A 20,727-nucleotide genomic window follows, 5' to 3' on the forward strand; every position below is an offset into this window, starting at 1 on the left:
GTGCGGGTGCGGACGATGACGCTGCCGGACGCCTACCAGGACCACGACAGCCCGGAGAAGATGTACGCCGAGGCGGGCCTCGACGCCACGACCATCGTCAGGACCGCCCTCGACACACTGCCCGAGCGGAAGGACAGCCGGTCGCGCCTGCGGCTCGCCTGACCGGGCGGGTCGGCCGCCGGAGCCCGCCCCCGAACCCCGACCGTCTTGCCGGCGCGCGCGATCCTCCGCATATCGCCGGCACGGGGTGAGGGCGCGCGGCGCCTTCCGACCCCCCGGTGAGCCTGTCGCGCCGCGCCGACACGGGGACGAACGAGCGGATGACCTCCGAGAAACTGCGCCTGGGCGTCAACATCGATCACGTCGCGACCGTCCGCAACGCCCGCGGCGGCGACTATCCGGACCCGGTGCGGGCGGCCCTGCTCGCCGTCGAGGCGGGCGCCGACGGGATCACCGCGCATCTCCGCGAGGACCGGCGCCACATCCGCGACACCGACATCGCGGCGCTCAAGCGCGGCCTGTCCGTGCCGCTCAACTTCGAGATGGCCGCCACCGACGAGATGGTGGCGATCGCGCTCGAGACCCGCCCGCACGCCGCCTGCCTCGTCCCGGAGAAGCGCGAGGAGCGCACCACCGAGGGCGGCCTCGACATCGTCGGCGGCCGCGCGCATCTCGCGCCGCGCATCCGCGCCCTCGCGGAGGCCGGCATCCGCGTCTCGCTGTTCGTCGAGCCCGAGCCCGCCGTCATGGACGCCGCCCGCGCCCTCGGGGCGCCCGTCGTCGAGCTGCACACCGGCAGCTACTGCGAGGCGGCGCTGGAGGACGACGACGCCCGGACCGCGCGCGAGCTCGCCCGCATCCGGCGCGCGGCGGAGCACGGGGCCGGCCTCGGCCTCGAGATCCACGCGGGCCACGGGCTTACCCTCGGCAGCGTCGGGCCGGTGGCGGCGCTGCCGCAGATCCGGGAGCTGAATATCGGCCATTCCCTGATCGCCGACGCGATCTTCGTGGGGCTCGACCGGGCGGTGCGCGACATGCGGGCCGCCATGGACCGGGCGCGGCACCCATGATCGTCGGGATCGGCTCGGATCTCTGCGACATCCGCCGGATCGCCCGGACCCTGGAGCGGCACGGCGAGCGCTTCACCCACCGGGTCTTCACCGACGGGGAGCGGGCCCGCTGCGACCGCCGGGCCGCCCGCGCCGAGGGCTACGCCCGCCGCTTCGCCGCCAAGGAGGCCTGCGCCAAGGCGCTCGGCACCGGCCTCAGCGCCGGCGTGTTCTGGCGCGACATGGAGGTGGTGAACCTGCCCTCCGGGCAGCCGACCCTGCGGCTCGCGGGCGGCGCGGCCGAGCGGCTCGCGGAACTCCTGCCGGCGGGGCACGCGGCGCGGCTCCACGTGAGCCTCACGGACGATCCGCCGATGGCGCAAGCCTTCGTGATCATCGAGGCCTTGCCGGTCCCTGTCGCCGGTTGAGGCCGCCGTCGCGGATTAGCCAGCGCCGGTCGCGCGTTGCGGGGGGCTCGCGCATGGTCTAGACCGCCGGACACGGCGGACACGATTGCGGCGCATTCCTCGGGACAACCGCACATCAGGCCGCGCGCGGCGGGGCCGCGCCCCGCGGATCGCGGGCGTCGCACCTCAATCGAAGACGGAACGCGCGCGTGGATTACGACGGCAAGCCGCTCAGGAAACCTGCCGACACCGGCACCTGGGCCAGCATCCGCGAGACGCTGAAGGTCGGCATCCAGGCGCTGCTGATCGCCCTCGTGGTGCGGACCCTGCTGTTCCAGCCGTTCAACATCCCGTCCGGCTCGCTGGTGCCGACCCTGCTGATCGGCGACTACCTGTTCGTGTCAAAATATTCTTACGGCTATTCCAAGTACTCGCTGCCGCTCTCGGAGTATATCCCGATCCAGGCCGACGGCCGGATCTGGGGCGCGGACCCGAAGCGCGGCGACATCGCGGTGTTCAAGCTGCCCAAGGACAATTCGACCGACTACATCAAGCGCGTGATCGGCCTGCCGGGCGACAAGATCCAGATGATCGACGGCGTGCTCAACATCAACGGCAAGGCGGTCAAGCGCGAGCGGATCGCCGACTACGAGACCACCGATCCCTACGGCCAGCCGACCAAGGTGCCCCAGTACCTGGAGACCCTGCCCAACGGCGTGGTCCACCGGGTGATCGAGCGCGACGGCGACAACGGCTTCTGGGACAAGACCGAGCTGTACACGGTCCCGCCCGGTCACTTTTTCATGATGGGCGACAACCGCGACAACTCCACCGATTCGCGCGATCTCGCCAATGTCGGCTACGTGCCCTTCGCCAACCTGGTCGGGCGCGCCGAGATGATCTTCTTCTCGATCGACGAGGGTACGCCGGCCTGGCAGGTCTGGAACTGGCCGGCCCACGTGCGCTGGTCGCGCCTGTTCACGACGATCCATTGACCGGCCCGGACTTGGACGACGCCGCGCAGCCCCGGGCCAACGCCCGATCCCGGCGGGCCCACAAGCCGCGCCCGCCGCTGACCGCGCTCGAAGAGCGGATCGGCCACAGCTTCGGCGATCAGGACCTGCTCACCCGCGCGCTGACCCACACCAGCAAGGCGAGCGGCCGGGGCGGCAGCTACCAGCGCCTGGAATTCCTCGGCGACCGCGTGCTCGGGCTCGCGGTCGCCGACCGCCTCTACGGCGCCTTCCCGGAGGCTGACGAGGGCGACCTCTCCCGGCGCCTTGCCGCCCTGGTCCGGCGCGAGACCTGCGCGGCCGTGGCCGCCTCCTGGGAGGTCGGCCCGCACCTGATCCTCGGCCAGGGCGAGGTCATGGGCGGCGGCCGGCGCAACCAGACGATCCTGGCCGACGTCTGCGAGGCGATCCTGGGTGCGATCTACCTCGATGCCGGGTTCGACGCCGCCCGGGCGGTGGTCGAGGCGCATTTCCATCCCGGCGAGCCGACCGCGGCGGCGCGGGGCCGCGACGCCAAATCCGCCCTGCAGGAATGGGCCATGGGCCGCAGCCTGCCGATCCCCACCTATGAGGTGGTGGAGCGCACCGGTCCCGACCACGCGCCCCGGTTCCGCATCGCCGTGCAGGTCGAGGGCCTGGAGCCCGGTCTCGGCGACGGCACGTCGAAGCGGATCGCCGAGCAGGCCGCCGCGCGGGCGCTGATGGAGCGGGAGGGAATCGGGGCCTCCGCGGACGCGGAACCGACGGAGACAGCATGAGCGCGCACGAGCAGGACGATCACGACGCGCAGGACGGGCCCGGCATCGCGCCGGCCCGGGACCCCGCGCGCGACCCGTCCACCCTTCCCGGCACGCCCGCCGACGCCCGGGCCGGCTTCGTCGCGCTGATCGGCGTGCCGAATGCCGGCAAGTCGACCCTGCTCAACAACCTCGTCGGCACCAAGGTCTCGATCGTCTCCCGCAAGGTGCAGACGACCCGGGCCCTGGTGCGGGGCATCCTCATCGAGGGCTCGGCCCAGGTCGTGCTGGTCGACACCCCCGGCATCTTCGCGCCCAAGCGCCGCCTCGACCGCGCGATGGTCCACTCGGCCTGGAGCGGCGCCGCCGACGCCGACGCCGTCTGCCTGCTGGTCGACGCGCGCAAGGGTGTCGACGCGGAAGTCGAGGCGGTGCTCGGCCGGCTCGGCGAGGTGAAGCGCGAGAAACTGCTGATCCTCAACAAGATCGATCTGATCCCGCGCGAACGGCTGCTCGATCTCGCCGCCAAGCTCAACGCCGCCGCGCCCTTCGCCGAGACCTTCATGATCTCGGCGCTCAACGGCGACGGCGTCGCCGACCTGCGCCGGGCGCTGGCCGCCCGCATGCCGGCGGGCCCGTGGCTGTATCCGGAGGATCAGGTCTCGGACGCGCCCCTGCGCATGCTCGCCGCCGAGATCACCCGGGAGAAGATCTACGACCGGCTGCACGAGGAGCTGCCCTACCGCTCCACGGTGGAGACCGACCAGTGGCAGATCCGGCCCGACGGCTCGGTGCGGATCGAGCAGACGATCTTCGTCGAGCGGGAGAGCCAGCGCTCGATCGTGCTCGGCAAGGGCGGCCAGACCATCCGGTCGATCGGGCAGGCGGCCCGGATCGAGATCGCCGAGGCGGCCGACGCCAAGGTCCACCTGTTCCTGCACGTGAAGGTGCGGGAGAACTGGGCCGACGACCCGGCCCGCTACCGCGAGATGGGCCTGGAATTTCCGCGGGGCTGACGCGCCGGGCCGCGCGGGAGGCTGGGCTTCGCGGCCGGTTCCGGTATAAACGCGGTGTTCCCCCGGATGAATCGAGTCGGGCGCGGGTTTACCCCGCTCCGCCGCGGATTCGCGTTCCGGTTTCGGCACTCCAAATCCCGAATCGTCTATGCGCCACGCCGTCTACGGCCTGCCGCCGGTGGACCTCGCCGAGGTCCCGGGCGACGCCGTCCAGCTCTCCCCATTGATCCCCGGCGCTGCGCGGCTCGAGGATCTGTCCGAGAACAGCCTCGACTCGGCCACCGTGCTGGCGCCGCCCGGAACGGTCGAGCGGCGCTACGTGCTGGCCCAGGTGCTGCGCGCCCTCGGGCCGGGCGGCCGCATGGTCGCCCTGGCGCCCAAGGATCGCGGCGGCACACGCCTCGCCAAGGAGCTGACGACCTTCGGCTGCGCGGCCGCGGACCAGCCGCGCCGGCACCACCGGATCTGCACGGCGGAGCGGCCAACGGCGCCGGCCGGCCTCGCCGAGGCGATCGACGAGGGCGGCCCGCGCCACGTCGACAACCTCGCTCTGTGCACGCAGCCCGGCATCTTCTCGTGGGACCGGCTCGATCCGGGCACGGCGCTGCTGCTCGCGAACCTCCCGGCCCTCAAGGGCCGCGGCGCCGATTTCGGCTGCGGGCTCGGGGTCCTCTCGCGGGCCGTCCTGGGCTCCGAGGCCGTGACCGCCCTGACCCTGCTGGAGATCGACCGGCGCGCCGTCGAGATGGCGCGCCGCAACGTCGCCGACCCGCGGGCGACGATCCTCTGGGCGGATATCCGGGCGTCCGGCGCCGTGCCGGATCACCTCGATTTCGTCGTCACGAACCCGCCGTTCCACGAGGGCGGGAGCGAGGATCAGGCCCTCGGCCGGGCGTTCATCGCGCGGGCCGCCGAGGCCCTGCGCCCCGGGGGGGCGCTGTGGCTCGTGGCCAACGCGCACCTGCCCTACGAGGCGAGCCTGCGCGAGGCGTTCCGGCACGTCGCGGTGGCCGTCCAGGCGAACGGCTACCGGGTCTACGAGGCCCGCCGGTGAGCGCGCCGCTTCCATGAGCGCGGCGAGATCCGTCCGCCTGGACAAGCTCCTCGCCAATCTCGGCTACGGCTCGCGCCGCGAGATCCAGGCGCTCGCCCGCGCCGGCGCGATCCGCCTCGACGGCGCGGAGCTCGCGGAGGCCGGCGACCGGATCGCCCTCGCGCCGGACCTGCCGGAGCGCCTCACGATCGACGGCGAGGCCCTGGACCCGCTCCCCGGCCTGTGCCTGATGCTGCACAAGCCGCTGGGCGTCACCTGCTCGCACAAGGAGGCGGGCCCGCTGGTCTACGGGCTGCTCCCCGAGCGCTGGCGCCGCCGCGACCCGCCCCTCTCCACGGTCGGGCGCCTCGACAAGGAGACCTCGGGCCTGCTGCTGCTGACCGACGACGGGGCGCTCCTGCACCGGATCATCAGCCCGAAGGCCCAGGTGGCGAAGCGCTACCGCGTGACCCTCGACCGGCCGCTGACCGGCCGCGAGGCGGAGGTGTTCGCCGCAGGGACGCTCGTGCTGGAGGGCGAGGAGCGGCCGCTCCTGCCGGTGCGGCTCGACGTCGAGGATGCCACGCGCTGCGCGGTGACGCTGACGGAGGGCCGCTACCACCAGGTCCGCCGGATGTTCGCCGCCGTCGGCAACCACGTCGCGGCGCTGCACCGGGACCGGGTCGGCGGTCTCGCTCTGCCGGCGGACCTGCCGGCGGGGGCGTACCGGGTGATGACGGCCGACGACGTGGCGGCGGTGTTCGCGGGCGGGTGATCCGGGCTGCGGGCCTGTCAGTGCGGCGCCCGGGCGAGGGCGACGACCGCGCCGATCACAGCGAGTGTCTGGAGGCCGATCAGGCCCGCCACCCAGCGCACGATTTCGGACCGCGTATCCGCCAGCTCGGCGCGCAGATCCGCCTTCGTGACGAGATCGCCCTGCAACGCTTCCGCCATGGCATCGGCCATGGCCCTCCGCCTGTTCCGGGGAGAGCTTGGCCTTCTCCCGGAGGACCCGGGCGAATTTCAGGGTGTCGAAGGCGACCGCCGCCATGGTCCGAACTCTCGCGAGGCGAGCCCGCGTGTTGCAAGCGGTCTGAACGCAGGCTGTGATTGAGGGCTGGCCCGCGCCGCCCCGGCGCTTCTTGCCTTCGGACCCGCCCTCTGCTAAGCGCCCGCCCATCCCACACGCGGAGCCGGCCTCATGCCTGAATGAGGCGTTTCCGGTGGTCGTCCGAACTCTCGGCCGACCGCATCCCTCCGCGGCGGATATAACCGGAGAGCACAAGAGCCATGGCCGTCGATTTCTCTATGCGTCAGCTCCTCGAGGCGGGCGCCCATTTCGGTCACCAGTCCCACCGCTGGAACCCGAAGATGCAGCCGTACATCTTCGGCACCCGCAACAACATCCACATCATCGACCTCGCCCAGACCGTGCCGGCGCTGCACCAGGCGCTCCAGGCGGTGAGCGACACCGTCGCCAAGGGCGGCCGTGTGCTGTTCGTCGGCACCAAGCGCCAGGCGGCCGACACGATCGCCGAGGCGGCCAAGCGCTCGGCCCAGTACTACGTCAACTCCCGCTGGCTGGGCGGCATGCTCACCAACTGGAAGACCATCTCGGGCTCGATCTCGCGCCTGCGCAAGGTCACCGAGACGCTGGAGACCGGCGGCCCGGGCCTGACCAAGAAGGAGCGCCTGATGCTCTCCCGTGAGAAGGAGAAGCTCGAGAAGGCGCTCGGCGGCATCAAGGACATGGGCGGCGTGCCGGACCTGCTGTTCGTGATCGACACCAACAAGGAGCAGCTGGCGATCAAGGAGGCGAACCGCCTCGGCATCCCGGTCGCCGCCATCGTCGACACCAACTGCAACCCGGACGGCATCAGCTACATCGTCCCGGCCAACGACGACGCCGGCCGCGCGATCGCGCTGTACTGCGACCTGATCGCCAAGGCCGCCATCGACGGCATCTCGCGCGCCCAGGGCTCGTCGGGCATGGATATCGGCGCCTCCGAGGAGCCGATGGCCGAGGAGCTGCCGGCGAACGACGACGCGGCCGTCACGGTCGAGTCCGACGCCCTCGACCCGGCCGACGTGGCGATGCTCGCCGAGTCGACCGAGCACTTCGAGCTGCTCGCTGCCCCGCGCGGCGCGCCGGACGACCTGACCAAGCTCAACGGCGCCGGCCCGCAGATCGTGCAGAAGCTCAACGACGCCGGCATCTACCACTACTGGCAGCTCGCCGCGATGACCCCCGAGGACGTCGCCAAGGTCGATGCCGACCTGAAGCTCAACGGCCGCATCGACCGCGATTCGTGGGTCTCGCAGGCCCGCGGCTTCGTCGAGGCCGCCGCCGCGGCCTGATCCAACGGGGCTTCGCGGCGGCACCGTCATCGGGCCGTCGCGGATCCAGGCATACCGGGCCCGGCCGCTCACCCGCGCGCCGGGCCTCTCGCATCCAGACCACACGAAAGGGACCGCCATGGCCAACATCACCGCCGCGATGGTGAAGGAGCTCCGGGAGAAGACCGGCGCCGGCATGATGGACTGCAAGGGCGCGCTCAACGAGACGCAGGGCGACATCGAGGCCGCCGTCGACTGGCTGCGCAAGAAGGGTCTCGCCAAGGCCGCCAAGAAGGCCGGCCGCGTCGCCGCCGAGGGCCTCGTCGCCGTCGAGTCCGCCGGCCGCCACGCCGCCGTGGTCGAGGTGAACTCCGAGACCGACTTCGTCGCCCGCAACGACGCCTTCCAGGCCTTCGCCCGCGAGGCCGCCAAGATCGCGCTCAACACCGACGGCACGCTCGAGGGCCTCCAGGCCGCCCATTTCCCGGGCGCCACCGAGACCGTCTCGGAGAAGCTGCAGGCCCTGATCGCCACGATCGGCGAGAACATGAACCTGCGCCGGGTCACCAAGCTCGAGGTCAAGAAGGGCGTCATCGCCTCCTACGTGCACAACCAGATCTCCGAGGGCCTCGGCAAGATCGGCGTGCTCGTGGCGCTCGAGTCCGAGGGCGACGTCGACGCGCTCTCGGCGCTGGGTCGCCAGATCGCCATGCACATCGCGGCGACCAACCCGGTGGCGCTGGACGCCTCGGGCGTCGACGCCGCCACGGTGGAGCGCGAGTCGAACATCCTGCGCGAGAAGAACGCCGGCAAGCCGGACCACGTGATGGCCAAGATCGTCGAGAGCGGCCTGAAGAGCTACTACAAGGAGGTCACCCTCCTGGAGCAGCCCTTCGTGCACGACGGCTCCAAGACCGTGAGCCAGGTCCTCAAGGAGGCCGGCTCCAAGGTCGGCGGCCCCGTGACCCTGACGGGCTTCGTCCGCTACGCGCTGGGCGACGGCATCGAGAAGGAAGAGGGTCCGGACTTCGCCACCGAGGTCGCCCAGCAGGCCGGCCGCGCCTGACACCGACCGCGAACGCCCGGTTTGCCGGGCCGTCATCGTGAGATCAGCCCCGTCCGGCACGCGCCGGGCGGGGCTTCGCGTTTCCGGAGGCGCCCGATCGATCCGCGCGGGGTCGTGTTGCGCCGCACACCCCGCCGTGCGGCGCCGCGCTAAGGTCCGGGCATGCCTCTGAAGCCCTTCTCCTACCTCATGATCGGCGTGTTCGCCTCCGGCCTCGCCATGACCGTCTTCGGCGCCGTCGGCGTCCTGGCTGGCAGTTGAGAACGGGCGCCGGCGCGGCGGATCGCCGTCACGCCGGCACCGCATCGACCGGGATCCCGCCGTTCCGGACCCGGACCGCGAAGGCGGCGCAGACATCCTCCACGGCCGCGCGCCGTTCGCGCGGCGCAGGCCTTGTACCCACGATCCCCGCCGGATCCGGGCCGGGCCCCTCGACGGCGCTCGGGCGGTTGACGTAGAAGCCTCCCCGCTCACGCGATGCGGGATGGAGCCGGGGGCCCAGATGCCGGAGACGACGCCGTTTCGCCGTATCCTCGTGAAGCTGTCGGGGGAGGCGCTCGCCGCTCCCGACGGCTACTGGTTGCATCCGCCGACGCTGGCGGCGCTCGCCGAGGACATCGCCCGCACGATCGAGTCGGGCGCCGAGATCGCCATCGTGGTGGGCGGCGGCAACATGATCCGCGGGGCGCGGATCTCCGCGGCCGGCTGGATCGACCGGGCGACCGGGGATTCGCTCGGCATGATGGCCACGGTGATGAACTCGCTGGCGATCGAGACGGCGCTCAACGCCGCGGGCGTGCAGGCGCGGACCATGTCGGCGGTTTCGATGCCGACCATCTGCGAGACCTATGCCCGCCAGCCGGCCCTGCACCACCTGGACAAGGGCCAGGTCGTCGTCCTCGCCGGCGGCACCGGCAACCCGTTCTTCACCACCGACACCGCCGCGGTGCTGCGCGCCGCCGAGCTGCGCTGCGACGCGGTCCTCAAGGCGACGCAGGTGGACGGCGTCTACTCGGCGGATCCGAAGAAGGATCCGAGCGCCACGCGCTACGACCGCATCACCCACGACGAGGCGATCGCCCGCGACCTGAAGGTGATGGACACCGCCGCCTTCGCGCTGGCCCGGGAGAGCCGCCTGTCGATCGTGGTCGGCTCGCTCCACCCGCCGAGCTCGATCGCCGCGATCCTGTCGGGCGACGCGCCCTCGACCCTCGTGGCGCCCTGACGCGCGGCACGACCGGGCCGCGACCGTTTGCGGCCCTGAAAAAATTCGTCCATTGAGGCCGCGACTGCCCGCGCCGGGCTCAAGACCACGTCAGACGTCTCGGGACGACCCTCATGGCCACACCGGAATTCGATCTCAACGACATCAAGCGCCGCATGCAGGGCGCTGTGTCCTCGCTCTCGAAGGATCTCGGCTCGCTGCGCACCGGGCGCGCCACGCCGTCGCTCCTCGACCCGATCCAGGTCGACGCCTACGGCTCGATGATGCCGATGGCCCAGGTCGCCACCGTCAGCGTGCCGGAGCCGCGGCTCCTGTCGATCTCGGTCTGGGACCGCAGCATGGTCACGGCCGTCGAGAAGGCGATCCGCGAATCCGACCTCGGCCTCAACCCGCAGACCGAGGGGCAGACCATCCGGCTCCGCATCCCCGAGATGAACGAGCAGCGCCGCAAGGAGATGGTCAAGGTCGCCCACAAGTACACCGAGGAGGCCCGCGTCGCCGTGCGCCACGTGCGCCGGGACGGCCTCGACCATCTCAAGAAGCTCCTGAAGGACAGCGTCATCTCGGAGGATGACGAGAAGCGTCAGGCCACCGACGTGCAGAAGGCGACCGACCAGTACATCGCCGAGATCGACGGCGTGCTGGCGTCCAAGGAGAAGGAGATCATGCAGGTCTGAGGCGAAGGGCAGGACGCGCGTGACCTCCGCCGCCGCACCGGCCGCGCGTCCCTCGGGACGGCGCGAGCTGTGGCTGCGCGTCGCCTCGGGCCTCGTGCTCGGCGCCGGCGTGCTGGCCGCTCTGGTCTATGGCGGCTGGCCCTTCGCGGGGATCTGGCTCGCCGCCGGCATCGTCGGCTTCGCCGAGTGGATGGTGATGAGCCGCACCGAGCCCCGCGAGGTGCTGATCGCGCTGGGCGCGGCGACGCTCGGCGCCCTGCTGCTCTGCCAGCGCGGCGGCGCCCCGACGCCGGCCTGCCTCGCGGTCCTGCTGCTCGGCGCCGCGGCCTGCGCCACGGTGGCGCGGACCGGACGGGGCCGGCTCCGCGCCTTCCTCGGCGTGCTCGGCGCGGCGGCGATCGCGGCGGTGCCGGTGGCCCTGCGCGACGACCCCGCCATCGGCCTGGTCGGGCCGGCCTGGATGTTCGCGGTGGTCTGGTCCACCGACATCGCGGCCTACTTCGCCGGCCGGAAGATCGGCGGCCCCAAGCTGATGCCCCGGGTCTCGCCCAACAAGACGTGGTCGGGCGCACTCGGCGGCCTCGTCGGCGCGGTCGCCGCCGGGACGCTGGTCCCGGTGGTCGCCGACCTCGCCGGGATGACCCTGCCCAGCGCCGCCTCTCTCCCGGTCGTGGCGGGCGTGAGCGCGCTCGCCTCGGTGCTGAGTCAGGCCGGCGACCTGATCGAATCCGGACTGAAGCGCCATTACGGCGTCAAGGATTCGGGCAAGATCATCCCCGGCCATGGCGGCGTCATGGACCGGCTCGACGGATTCTTCGCGGTCGCCGTGCTGGCGGCCGTCTATCTCGCCCTGCGCGGCGGCGGTCTGATCACGTGACGATGAGGGAGTTGAACCCGTGACCCAGGTCGTCACCGTCTTCGGCGCCACCGGCTCGATCGGCCGCTCCACCGCCGACCTCCTGGCGCAGCACGCCGACCGGTTCCGCGTCGGCGCCCTGGTCGGCGGCAAGGATCCCGTCGCCCTGGCCAAGGTCGCCCGCGAGCTCAACGCCTCCTTCGCGGCGCTCGCCGACGAGGCCGCCGGCCCGGCGCTCGCCGAGGCCCTGTCGGGCTCCGGCATCCCGAGCGGGGCGGGGGAGGCGGCCGTCATGGAGGCCGCCGCCCGCGACGCCGACATCGTCGTCGCCGCCGTGAGCGGGGCGGCCGGGCTGAAATCGACCCACGCCGCCCTCCGGCTCGGCCGCAAGGTCGCGCTCGCCAACAAGGAGAGCCTGGTCTGCGCCGGCGACGCCTTCATGCGCGACGCCGCCCGCTACGGCGCCACGATCCTGCCGATGGATTCCGAGCACGACGCGCTGAGCCAGGCGCTGGCCGGCCGGCCGCTCGCCGACGTCCGCACCATGATGATCACGGCCTCGGGCGGCCCGTTCCGGACCTGGACCCGCGAGCGGATCGCCGCCGCCTCCGCGGCCGAGGCCGCCGCCCATCCGACCTGGTCGATGGGCATGAAGATCAACATCGATTCGGCCAGCCTGATGAACAAGGGGCTCGAGCTGATCGAGGCGCACCACCTGTTCGGCATCGAGCCCGAGCGCCTCGACGTGGTCGTGCACCCGCAATCGGTGATCCACGGCCTGGTCTACTGGCTCGACGGGGCGGTGACCGCCGAGCTGGCGCTGCCCGACATGCGCGTGCCGATCTCGCACTGCCTCGGCCTCGGCGACCGGCTGACGATCGAGCGCGGCCGGCCCCTCGACCTCGTGAAGCTCGGCTCGCTGACCTTCGAGGCCGCGGACGAGGCGCGTTTCCCGTGCCTGCGGATCGCCCGCGCGGCCCTGGCCGCCGGAGGCGCGGCGCCCACCGTGATGAACGCCGCCAACGAGATCGCGGTGGCGGCCTTCATCGCCGGCCGGATCGGCTTCTACGGGATCAGCGATCTGGTCGAGCGCGCCTGCACCCACTTCGCCGGCCAGTACCGGGCCGCACCCGCCGACGTCGACGAGGCGCTCGCCATCGACGCCCACGTGCGGATCTGGAGCGCCGAGGCCCTGCCGGAGCTGCGCGCCGCCGGCTGAGCCGTCATTGCGAGCGTAGCGAAGCAACCCAGGGCGGCGCAACATTCTGCGAGCGTGGCGCCGCTGGGTTGCTTCGCTGCGCTCGCAGAGACGTTTCCCGCCTGAGCCGCGCCTCAGCGCGCGGGGCCGTACCCGGCCAGGAACACCCGCACCGCCTCGTCGACCTGATGGCGCATCTCGGCCTCGCCGGCGATGCCGCCCGCCGCGAACAGCAGGCGGGTCAGCAGACCCGCCTGGCAGAGATGCAGGAAGTGCCGGGCCGCGAGCTCGGTGTCGGCGATCGTCAGGCGTCCCGCCTGGACCTGCGCGTCGAGGTAGCGCGAGAGGCGCTCGACGCCGCAGGCCGGACCGGCCTGGTAGTAGACTTGCCCGAAGCGCGGAAACTTCTCGCTCGCGCCGATGACCATGCGGACCAGCGAGACGTGCGCCGGCCGGCACATCTCGGTCAGGAAGCTGCTTCCGAGCCGGGTCAGGACGCCCGGCACGTCGGGATCGTCCGCGTCCAGGGTGAACAGGGCCTCGGCGAGGCTGGCCTTCTCCTGGATGGTCAGCGCCTCGAACAGGTCTTCCTTGTTCTCGAAGTAGACGTAGAGCGTGCCCTTCGAGACCCCGGCCGCCCGCGCGATTTCGCCCATGCTGGCGCCGTCGAACCCCGCCGCCAGGAACACCGTCCGCGCGCCCTCGAGGATCTGCTGCCGCTTGTCGCCCTCGTGCTGGGCCTGACCCCGCTCCAACGCCGCACCCTGAGCCATGATCCCGCTCCGCACCGTGACACCGTCACGCTTGACCGAACCGTTCGGTCAAAATAACCTGCGGCTTCTTCGGGGGCGCGTCAAGCCGTGCCTCGTTATTGACCGAACGGTTCGGTCATTGATGTCGAGGCGCTGATATGTCCCTCCGCGAGGACGCCGATCGGCCGAATTCCGGTCTCGATGCCGCTATTGAGGCCCGAATCGAGGCCGGGGACGAGGCGCGCGCCGAGCGCACGGCGCCGGCCGCGCCGGCCCCCGCCGCGGCGTCCCTGCCGACACCCGTGCCGGTCGAGGCGCCGCCCGCCCGCAAGCGCTCCGTGAAGCGGCTCGTCCTGCTCGGACTGCTGACGGCCTCCCTGGGCGGCGGCGCGTATCAGGGATGGCAGTGGTGGACCGTCGGGCGGTTCTTCGTCTCGACCGACGACGCCTACGTCCAGGCCGACATCTCGGTCCTGGCGGCCAAGATCCCGGGCTATCTCCAGTCGGTCCCGGTCGTGAACGGCCTCGCGGTGAAGAAGGGCGACGTCATCGCCAAGCTCGACGACGGCGACTACCGCCTCGCGCTGCAGGCGGCGCAGGACAAGCTCGCCACCCAGGAGAGCACGATCGCGCGGATCGGCCGGCAGGCCGAGGCGGCGCAGGCCCAGGTCGCCCAGGCCGCCGCGCAGCTCGACGCGACCCGCGCCGACGCCGTCCGCGCCCAGGCCGACTTCGCCCGGTCGACGCAGATGCAGGCGGATTACGTCGCCAAGTCGCGCATCGACCAGACCCGCGCCGACCGCGACCGCACCGAGGCCTCCGTGAAGGCCATGGAGGCCGGCCTCCTCGCGGCCCGCGCCAACGTGGACGTGCTCCAGGCGCAGAAGCGCGAGGCGGAGAGCCTCGCGGCGGAGCTCCGCACCGCCGTCGACCGGGCCCGGCGCGACCTCGACTTCACGGCGATCCGCGCGCCCTTCGACGGGGTGGTCGGCAACAAGGCCGTCGAGGCCGGCGCCTATGTCGGGCCCGGCACGCGGATCGCCGCCCTGGTCCCGCTCCAGAGCGTCCGGATCGACGCGAACTTCAAGGAGACCCAGGTCGAGCGCATGCGTCCCGGCCAGCCGGTGACCGTGACGGTCGACGCCTATCCGGACCGCGAGATCCACGCCGTGGTGGAATCGTTCTCGCCGGCCTCCGGCTCGGTGTTCAGCCTGCTGCCGCCCGACAACGCCACCGGCAACTTCACCAAGATCGTCCAGCGCCTGCCCGTGCGGGTGCGCGTGCCCGAGGAGGTCGCCCGCGAGGGCCTGCTGCGGCCGGGCCTGTCGGCGGTGGTCCGGGTCGATACCCGCACCGGCGCGGACCGCTCCGTCCTCGACCGCGCCTCCGCGCCGCGGCCGGTCAGCACCGCCAGCCGCTGAGACCGGCGATGGCCGCCAGTGCCGCCCTCGCGCCCGGCGCGCCGATCCGCGCCGCCGAGCCGCCCCTCGACCGCCGCCGCATGGTGGCGTTCGTCTGCATGGTCTTCGGCATGTTCATGGCGATCCTGGACATCCAGATCGTCTCGGCCTCCCTGAACGAGATCCAGGCCGGCCTCTCGGCCTCCGGCGACGAGATCCCCTGGGTCCAGACCAGCTACCTGATCGCCGAGGTCATCTCGATCCCGCTCTCCGGCACCCTGTCGCGGGTGCTCTCGACGCGCTGGATGTTCGCCATCTCGGCGGGCGGCTTCACCCTGATGAGCCTGATGTGCGCCACCTCCTCGTCGATCGGCGAGATGATCGTCTGGCGGGCGCTCCAGGGCTTCATCGGCGGCGGCATGATCCCGACCGTCTTCGCCGCGGCCTTCACGATCTTCCCGCCCTCGAAGCGGACCATCGTCTCGCCGATGATCGGCCTCGTGGCGACGCTGGCGCCGACGATCGGGCCGACGGTGGGCGGCTACCTGACCGACCTGATGTCCTGGCACTGGCTGTTCCTGATCAACGTCGTGCCGGGCATCTTCGTGACGGTCTCGACCTGGATCCTGGTCGATTTCGACGAGCCCAATTACGGCCTGATCCGGTCGTTCGACTGGGCCGGACTCGCCTTCATGGCCGGCTTCCTCGGCTGCCTCGAATACGTGCTGGAGGAGGGGCCCAACCACGACTGGCTGCAGGACGAGGCGGTCTTCGCCTGCGCGGTCGTCTGCGGGACGTCGGCGCTGCTGTTCTTCTGGCGGGTGTTCACGGCGAAGCAGCCGATCGTCGATCTCAGGGCCTTCTCGGACCGGAACTTCGCCAGCGGCTGCGTGGCGAGCTTCGTGCTGGGCATCGGCCTCTACGGGCTGACCTACATCTACCCGGTCTACCTCGCCCGGGTGCGCGGCTACTCGGCGCTGATGATCGGCGAGACGATGTTCGTCTCCGGCCTGTGCATGTTCGCCACCGCGCCGATCGCCGGCCGGCTCTCGGGCAAGGTCGATCCCCGGATCATGATGGGGATCGGCTTCGTCGGCTTCGCCTGCGGCACGTGGATCGTCACCGGGCTCACCAAGGACTGGGACTTCTACGAGCTGCTCGTGCCGCAGATCCTGCGCGGCTGCTCGCTGATGCTGTGCATGATCCCGATCAACAACATCGCGCTGGGCACGCTGCCGCCGGCGCGGATGAAGAACGCGTCGGGGCTGTTCAACCTGACCCGCAACCTCGGCGGCGCGGTCGGGCTCGCGCTGATCAACACGATCCTCAACGACCGCTGGGACCTGCACCTCGCCCGGCTGCACGAGCGCTTCACCTGGGCGAACACGGCCGCGCTGGAGCGGCTCGACGCGATGCAGCGCGGCTTCGACGCCTACGGCAGCGCCGCCTCCGACATGGCGCTGAAGGCGATGACCAACACGGTGCGGATCCAGGGGCTCGTCATGGCCTTCGAGGACGTGTTCCTGTCCCTCACCGTCCTGTTCCTCGCGATGGCCTGCGCGGTCCCCATGATCCGGCGGCCGAATGCCGGCGCGGGCGGGGGCGGCGGCCACTGACGGGCGGTCCCCGACGGGCGGGACCGACCCCGCGCGATCGGCCGGTGCGGAACCGGACGGCGCGTGCGACCTTCCGCGGCCGGGCCGCAGGATTGCGTTGGCGGTCGGCACCGCCGATCTGCTAGACAGGGCGGATGGCCGGCCCGAGAAGCCGGCGCCGAGACGGCCAGGATACGGCTTATGGACTTCCTCAACGCGATGGGCGGAACCGCCGGCGGTTTCTTCGGCGCCGTGATCCCGTTCCTGTTCGTGCTCACCGTCGTGGTGTTCGTACACGAGATGGGCCACTTCCTGGTCGGGCGCTGGTGCGGGGTCGGCGTGCACGCCTTCTCGCTCGGCTTCGGTCCCGAGCTGTTCGGGTTCAACGACCGGCGCGGCACCCGCTGGAAGGTCTGCGCGATCCCGCTCGGCGGCTACGTGAAGTTCCACGGCGACGTGAACGGCGCCAGCATGCCCGATCCCGAAGCGGTCGCCCGGATGAGCCCGCACGAGCGGGCGATCAGCTTCCCGACCCAGCCCGTGTCCAAGCGCGCCGCGATCGTCGCCGCGGGCCCGGTGGCCAACTTCATCCTGGCGATCCTGCTCTTCGCGGGCGCCATCTGGCTCGGCGGCCGCTACGAGCTGCCCGCCCGGGTCTCGTCGGTGGAGCCGAACAGCGTCGCCGCCCAGGCCGGCTTCCAGCCCGGCGACGTGATCACCGCGATCGACGGCGAGAAGATCGGCGACTTCAACGCCATGTACCGCACGGTGACCGGCAGCGCCGGGACGCCGCTGACCTTCACGGTGGAGCGCAACGACCAGCCCATCACCATCCAGGCGACGCCGGCCACCTTCGAGGAGAAGACGCCGTTCGGCCGCCACCGGATCGGCCGGCTCGGCATCCGCTCGCCCGCGGGCTCCGAGGCGCGACTGGTGCAGTACGGGGCGCTCGACTCGCTCAATCTCGGCGTGAAGGAGACCTACTTCGTCGTCGAGCGCACCTTCTCGTATCTCGGCAAGCTCGTGACCGGGCGGGAATCCGCCGACCAGCTCTCGGGTCCGATCGGCATCGCCCGCGTCTCCGGCGAGGTCGCCAAGACCGGCGGCGTCGGCGGCCTGGTCGGGCTGATCGCCCTGCTCTCCGTCTCGATCGGCTTGCTCAACCTGTTCCCGGTGCCACTGCTCGATGGCGGCCACCTGCTGTTCTACGCCTTCGAGGTGGTGCGCGGCCGCCCGCTGAGCGAGCGGGCCCAGGAGATCGGCTTCCGCATCGGCCTCGCCCTCGTGCTGATGCTGATGCTGTTCGCCGCCTGGAACGACATCCTCAACCTCGGCGCCTCCTGGCGGAACACCTGATCCGGGGCCGGCGGGGATCCGAGGATCGCCGCCGGATCTCCACCGGAAACACTGCCCCAATCCCGCCGCGATCTCGCCCGGACACCGCCCGGATGACGCCCCGCCGAAGCGTCGAAACGGGGTTAACGGGACGTTCACGCGACCGTGAGCGGCGCGAAAAAGGGCCGGTCGCTCAGGCGTTTACGGCGCGTTCACCATGATCCGCGGTTTGCCCGTAAGCTGACCGCACCGTTAAGTGGCGCGAAGGCCACGACCCCCCAAAATCCCCTGACGATGGCCTCCCGCGCGTTTGCTTGGCAGGGGAATCCCGCTAAGAGCTACGCTTGGACCGAAGCCACGCTTGGACCAGGTGACGGGACGGCCGATCAACGGTCGCCCGTGACGGGCTAACCCCCGCGACCAGAACAGAAACGGGCGATTGCATGATGTCGTTGACGGGGAAGCCCCGACGTAAGTCGGTGCGGAAAACCATCGTCCTAGTCACTGCCGGTCTGGGTGTCGTCCTGAGCGGGGCTGCCCAGGCGCAGCAGATCGTCGTCCAGGGCAACCAGCGCGTCGATGCCGACACGATCCGGTCCTACGTGACCGGGACGGCGTCCGGCTCCGCCGAGGAGGCCCGCCGCAACCTGCTCGCGAGCGGGATGTTCTCCGACGTGAAGGTCGCCCAGTCGGGTGGCCGCACGGTGGTGACCGTCCGCGAGAACAACCTGATCAACCGCGTGGTCTTCGAGGGCAACAAGAAGATCGAGAAGGCCACCCTGGAAGGGGTGGTCGAGGCCAAGTCGCGCGGGCCCTACAGCGAGGCGATCATCAACGCCGACCTCGCGCGCATCCGCGACGTCTACAAGCGCTTCGGCCGCGGCACCGCCAAGGTGACCTACCGGACCGTCGACCTGCCCAACGGCCGCGTCGACGTGATCTACCAGATCGACGAGGGCGACAAGACCGGTATCCTCTCGATCAACTTCGTCGGCAACAACGCCTACTCGGAGCGGACGCTGAAGGGGCTGATGAGCTCCTCGGAGATGAACTTCCTGTCGTTCATCAAGACCTCCGACGTCTACGATCCCGACCGCATCACCAACGACCTCGACCAGGTCCGCCGCTACTACCTGAAGAACGGCTACGCCGACTTCCAGGTGGTCAGCGCCGACGCGCGCTACGTCGAGGGCGACAAGTCCGGCTACGTCATCACCATCACGGTGAGCGAGGGCGAGCAGTATCGGGTCGGCGCCGTCCAGGTGGATTCCCGCCTGCCGGGCCTCGACACCGCGAAGCTCGACAGCGACATCGCCACCTCCGTGGGCGACGTCTACAACGCCGACGACGTCGAGAAGACGCTCAACAACGTCACCCGCCAGGTCAACCGCGCCGGCTACCCGTTCGCGCAGGTCCGCCCGACCGGCCAGCGCGACCCGGCGAGCCACCAAGTCTCCCTGGGCTTCGTGGTCGAGGACGGCCCGCACGTCTACGTCGAGCGCATCAACATCCGCGGCAACACCCGCACCCGCGACTACGTCATCCGCCGCGAGCTCGATATCGCGGAGGGCGATGCCTACAACCGCGTGCTGACCGACCGCGCCGAGCGGCGCCTGAACGGCCTAGGCTTCTTCAAGAAGGTCCGCTTCTCGAACGAGCCGGGCTCGGCCCCGGACCGGGTGGTCATCAACATCGATGTCGAGGATCAGCCCACGGGCTCGTTCTCGGTGGCGGGCGGCTACTCCACCCAGGACGGCATCATCGGCGAGGTCTCGGTCTCCGAGTCGAACTTCCTCGGTCGTGGCCAGTACGTCCGGCTCGCCGGTACGGGCGGCCAGTATTCGCGCGGCGTCGACTTCTCGTTCACCGAGCCGTACTTCCTCGGCTACCGCCTCGCGGCGGGCTTCGATGCCTTCTACAAGTACTCCGACCTGACCCGGTACTCGCGCTACGAGACCACGGTGTACGGCGGTCAGCTGCGCCTCGGCCTGCCGATCACCGAGGAGTTCGGCATCACGCTGCGCTACTCGCTGTACAACACCGAGCTGAAGGTGCCGAACACCCTCAAGCGGCCGTACAACGACTGCTCGATCCCGATCCCCGGCTACACCGCCACCTACGCGGCGGGCACGATCGACCCGAACACCGGCCGCAACATCGGCGGCCAGTCGATCTACCCGAACTGCGCGTATGACGGCGAGGCCTCGATCGCCATCAAGGGCTCGCAGGGCAACACGCTGACCTCGCTGGCCGGCCTGACGCTCGCCTACTCGACCCTCGACGTGATCGGCGCGCCCCGCAACGGTCTCTACGCCGAGCTGAAGCCCGACGTCGCGGGCCTGGGCGGCGACTCCAAGTTCTTCCGCGTGACCGCCGACGCGCGGTACTACAAGGAGATCTTCGAGGACGTGGTCGGCTTCATCCGCTTCCAGGGCGGCCACATCTCGTCGCTCAACAACGACCCGCTGCGGGTGACCGACCAGTTCTTCCTCGGCCCGTCGCTGGTCCGCGGCTTCGCGCCGAACGGCATCGGTCCGCGCGACGTCGGCATCGCCGACGCCCGCTCGAACGCCATCGGCGGCTCGACCTACGTCGGCGGCACCCTCGAAGTGCAGTTCCCGCTGCCCCTCGTTCCGCGGGATCTGGGCCTGAAAGGCGCGCTCTTCGCCGATGCCGGCACGCTGTTCGGCTATCACGGCCAGCGGAACTTCAACGTGAACGGCGACGCCTTCATCAACGGCATTTCGCCGACGACCGGGAAGTGCAACTTCAACGCCTTCACGATCGGCGTGGAGCCGGAATGCGTGAACGTCCGCGACACGGCGGCGATCCGCTCCTCGATCGGCGCGTCCATCCTGTGGAACTCGCCGCTCGGCCCGATCCGGTTCGACTACGCCTACGCTCTGTCCAAGGACGAGGGTCAGAAGGTGTTCGTCCCGATCCTCGGCAAGTTCGGCCATATCGGCGCGGATCAGGTCCAGGCCTTCCGCTTCTCCGGCGGCTCGCGCTTCTGATAAAAAACACGCGCGCC

The 20,727-nt window shown here is 71.0% G+C and carries 19 protein-coding genes; 17 read left to right on the forward strand and 2 right to left on the reverse strand.

Annotation, left to right across the window (positions count from 1 at the left end; genetic code table 11):
• The first annotated feature begins 320 nt into the window (after positions 1-320).
• The 7 genes from C4T42_RS13390 (at position 321) to C4T42_RS13420 (ending at position 6,030) form a co-directional block, all read left to right on the forward strand.
• Positions 321-1,070: a pyridoxine 5'-phosphate synthase gene (locus C4T42_RS13390; protein ID WP_026604896.1), complete on the forward strand. Its 750-nt coding sequence runs from the start codon at positions 321-323 to the stop codon at positions 1,068-1,070.
• A complete protein-coding gene (gene acpS / locus C4T42_RS13395; protein WP_020092967.1) occupies positions 1,067-1,477 on the forward strand; it encodes a holo-ACP synthase in 411 nt (136 codons plus the stop codon). Before C4T42_RS13390 ends, acpS begins: the two co-directional genes overlap by 4 nt.
• A gap of 188 nt (positions 1,478-1,665) precedes the next feature.
• Complete coding sequence (lepB, locus tag C4T42_RS13400; RefSeq protein ID WP_020092968.1) at positions 1,666-2,451, forward strand: signal peptidase I; 786 nt, start codon at positions 1,666-1,668, stop codon at positions 2,449-2,451.
• A complete protein-coding gene (rnc, locus tag C4T42_RS13405) occupies positions 2,448-3,227 on the forward strand; it encodes a ribonuclease III (protein WP_081636475.1) in 780 nt (259 codons plus the stop codon). Before lepB ends, rnc begins: the two co-directional genes overlap by 4 nt.
• Positions 3,224-4,222, forward strand: coding sequence for a GTPase Era (gene era / locus C4T42_RS13410; RefSeq protein WP_020092970.1), 999 nt, complete (start codon positions 3,224-3,226; stop codon positions 4,220-4,222). Before rnc ends, era begins: the two co-directional genes overlap by 4 nt.
• Before the next feature lie 148 nt (positions 4,223-4,370).
• Positions 4,371-5,276, forward strand: a complete 906-nt coding sequence (locus tag C4T42_RS13415; RefSeq protein ID WP_020092971.1) for a class I SAM-dependent methyltransferase — start codon at positions 4,371-4,373, stop codon at positions 5,274-5,276.
• 13 nt (positions 5,277-5,289) lie between these two features.
• Positions 5,290-6,030 (forward strand): 16S rRNA pseudouridine(516) synthase, encoded by a 741-nt coding sequence (locus C4T42_RS13420; RefSeq protein WP_020092972.1) that lies wholly within the window; start codon positions 5,290-5,292, stop codon positions 6,028-6,030.
• Positions 6,031-6,047: 17 nt separating this feature from the next.
• On the opposite strand, the gene C4T42_RS13425 is transcribed toward C4T42_RS13420, so the two are convergent.
• Positions 6,048-6,221: a hypothetical protein gene (locus C4T42_RS13425; protein WP_020092973.1), complete on the reverse strand. Its 174-nt coding sequence runs from the start codon at positions 6,219-6,221 to the stop codon at positions 6,048-6,050.
• A gap of 324 nt (positions 6,222-6,545) precedes the next feature.
• On the opposite strand from C4T42_RS13425, the gene C4T42_RS13430 reads away from it, so the two are divergent.
• The 6 genes from C4T42_RS13430 to dxr all read left to right on the forward strand — a co-directional run bounded on the left by C4T42_RS13430 (position 6,546) and on the right by dxr (position 12,635).
• The gene (locus C4T42_RS13430; RefSeq protein ID WP_020092974.1) at positions 6,546-7,613 is read left to right on the forward strand and encodes a 30S ribosomal protein S2; all 1,068 of its coding nucleotides are present in this window, start codon (positions 6,546-6,548) and stop codon (positions 7,611-7,613) included.
• 118 nt (positions 7,614-7,731) lie between these two features.
• On the forward strand, positions 7,732-8,658 hold the full coding sequence (tsf, locus tag C4T42_RS13435) for a translation elongation factor Ts (RefSeq protein WP_042676079.1): 927 nt from the start codon (positions 7,732-7,734) through the stop codon (positions 8,656-8,658).
• A gap of 502 nt (positions 8,659-9,160) precedes the next feature.
• Positions 9,161-9,883, forward strand: coding sequence for a UMP kinase (pyrH, locus tag C4T42_RS13440; RefSeq protein WP_026604897.1), 723 nt, complete (start codon positions 9,161-9,163; stop codon positions 9,881-9,883).
• A 113-nt stretch (positions 9,884-9,996) separates the two neighbouring features.
• A complete protein-coding gene (gene frr, locus C4T42_RS13445; RefSeq protein ID WP_042676077.1) occupies positions 9,997-10,560 on the forward strand; it encodes a ribosome recycling factor in 564 nt (187 codons plus the stop codon).
• A gap of 19 nt (positions 10,561-10,579) precedes the next feature.
• Positions 10,580-11,437: a phosphatidate cytidylyltransferase gene (locus tag C4T42_RS13450; RefSeq protein WP_020092979.1), complete on the forward strand. Its 858-nt coding sequence runs from the start codon at positions 10,580-10,582 to the stop codon at positions 11,435-11,437.
• Positions 11,438-11,456: 19 nt separating this feature from the next.
• Positions 11,457-12,635 (forward strand): 1-deoxy-D-xylulose-5-phosphate reductoisomerase, encoded by a 1,179-nt coding sequence (gene dxr, locus C4T42_RS13455; protein WP_020092980.1) that lies wholly within the window; start codon positions 11,457-11,459, stop codon positions 12,633-12,635.
• 113 nt (positions 12,636-12,748) lie between these two features.
• Here dxr and C4T42_RS13460 read toward each other — a convergent pair whose 3' ends face one another.
• A complete protein-coding gene (locus tag C4T42_RS13460) occupies positions 12,749-13,387 on the reverse strand; it encodes a TetR/AcrR family transcriptional regulator (protein WP_026604898.1) in 639 nt (212 codons plus the stop codon).
• 137 nt (positions 13,388-13,524) lie between these two features.
• Between C4T42_RS13460 and C4T42_RS13465 the strand changes: the two genes are divergently transcribed.
• The 4 genes from C4T42_RS13465 to bamA all read left to right on the forward strand — a co-directional run bounded on the left by C4T42_RS13465 (position 13,525) and on the right by bamA (position 20,710).
• Entirely contained in the window at positions 13,525-14,787 is a 1,263-nt protein-coding gene (locus C4T42_RS13465; RefSeq protein WP_020092982.1) for an HlyD family secretion protein, read from the forward strand.
• Positions 14,788-14,795: 8 nt separating this feature from the next.
• Positions 14,796-16,382 carry a DHA2 family efflux MFS transporter permease subunit gene (locus C4T42_RS13470; protein WP_020092983.1) on the forward strand — a complete coding sequence of 529 codons (1,587 nt, stop codon included), beginning with the start codon at positions 14,796-14,798 and terminating at the stop codon, positions 16,380-16,382.
• A 180-nt stretch (positions 16,383-16,562) separates the two neighbouring features.
• A complete protein-coding gene (locus tag C4T42_RS13475; protein ID WP_020092984.1) occupies positions 16,563-17,717 on the forward strand; it encodes an RIP metalloprotease in 1,155 nt (384 codons plus the stop codon).
• A gap of 422 nt (positions 17,718-18,139) precedes the next feature.
• Complete coding sequence (gene bamA, locus C4T42_RS13480; protein WP_026604899.1) at positions 18,140-20,710, forward strand: outer membrane protein assembly factor BamA; 2,571 nt, start codon at positions 18,140-18,142, stop codon at positions 20,708-20,710.
• Positions 20,711-20,727 lie beyond the last annotated feature (17 nt).

The organism is Methylobacterium sp. 190mf, assembly GCF_900107945.1.
GTDB lineage: Bacteria > Pseudomonadota > Alphaproteobacteria > Rhizobiales > Beijerinckiaceae > Methylobacterium.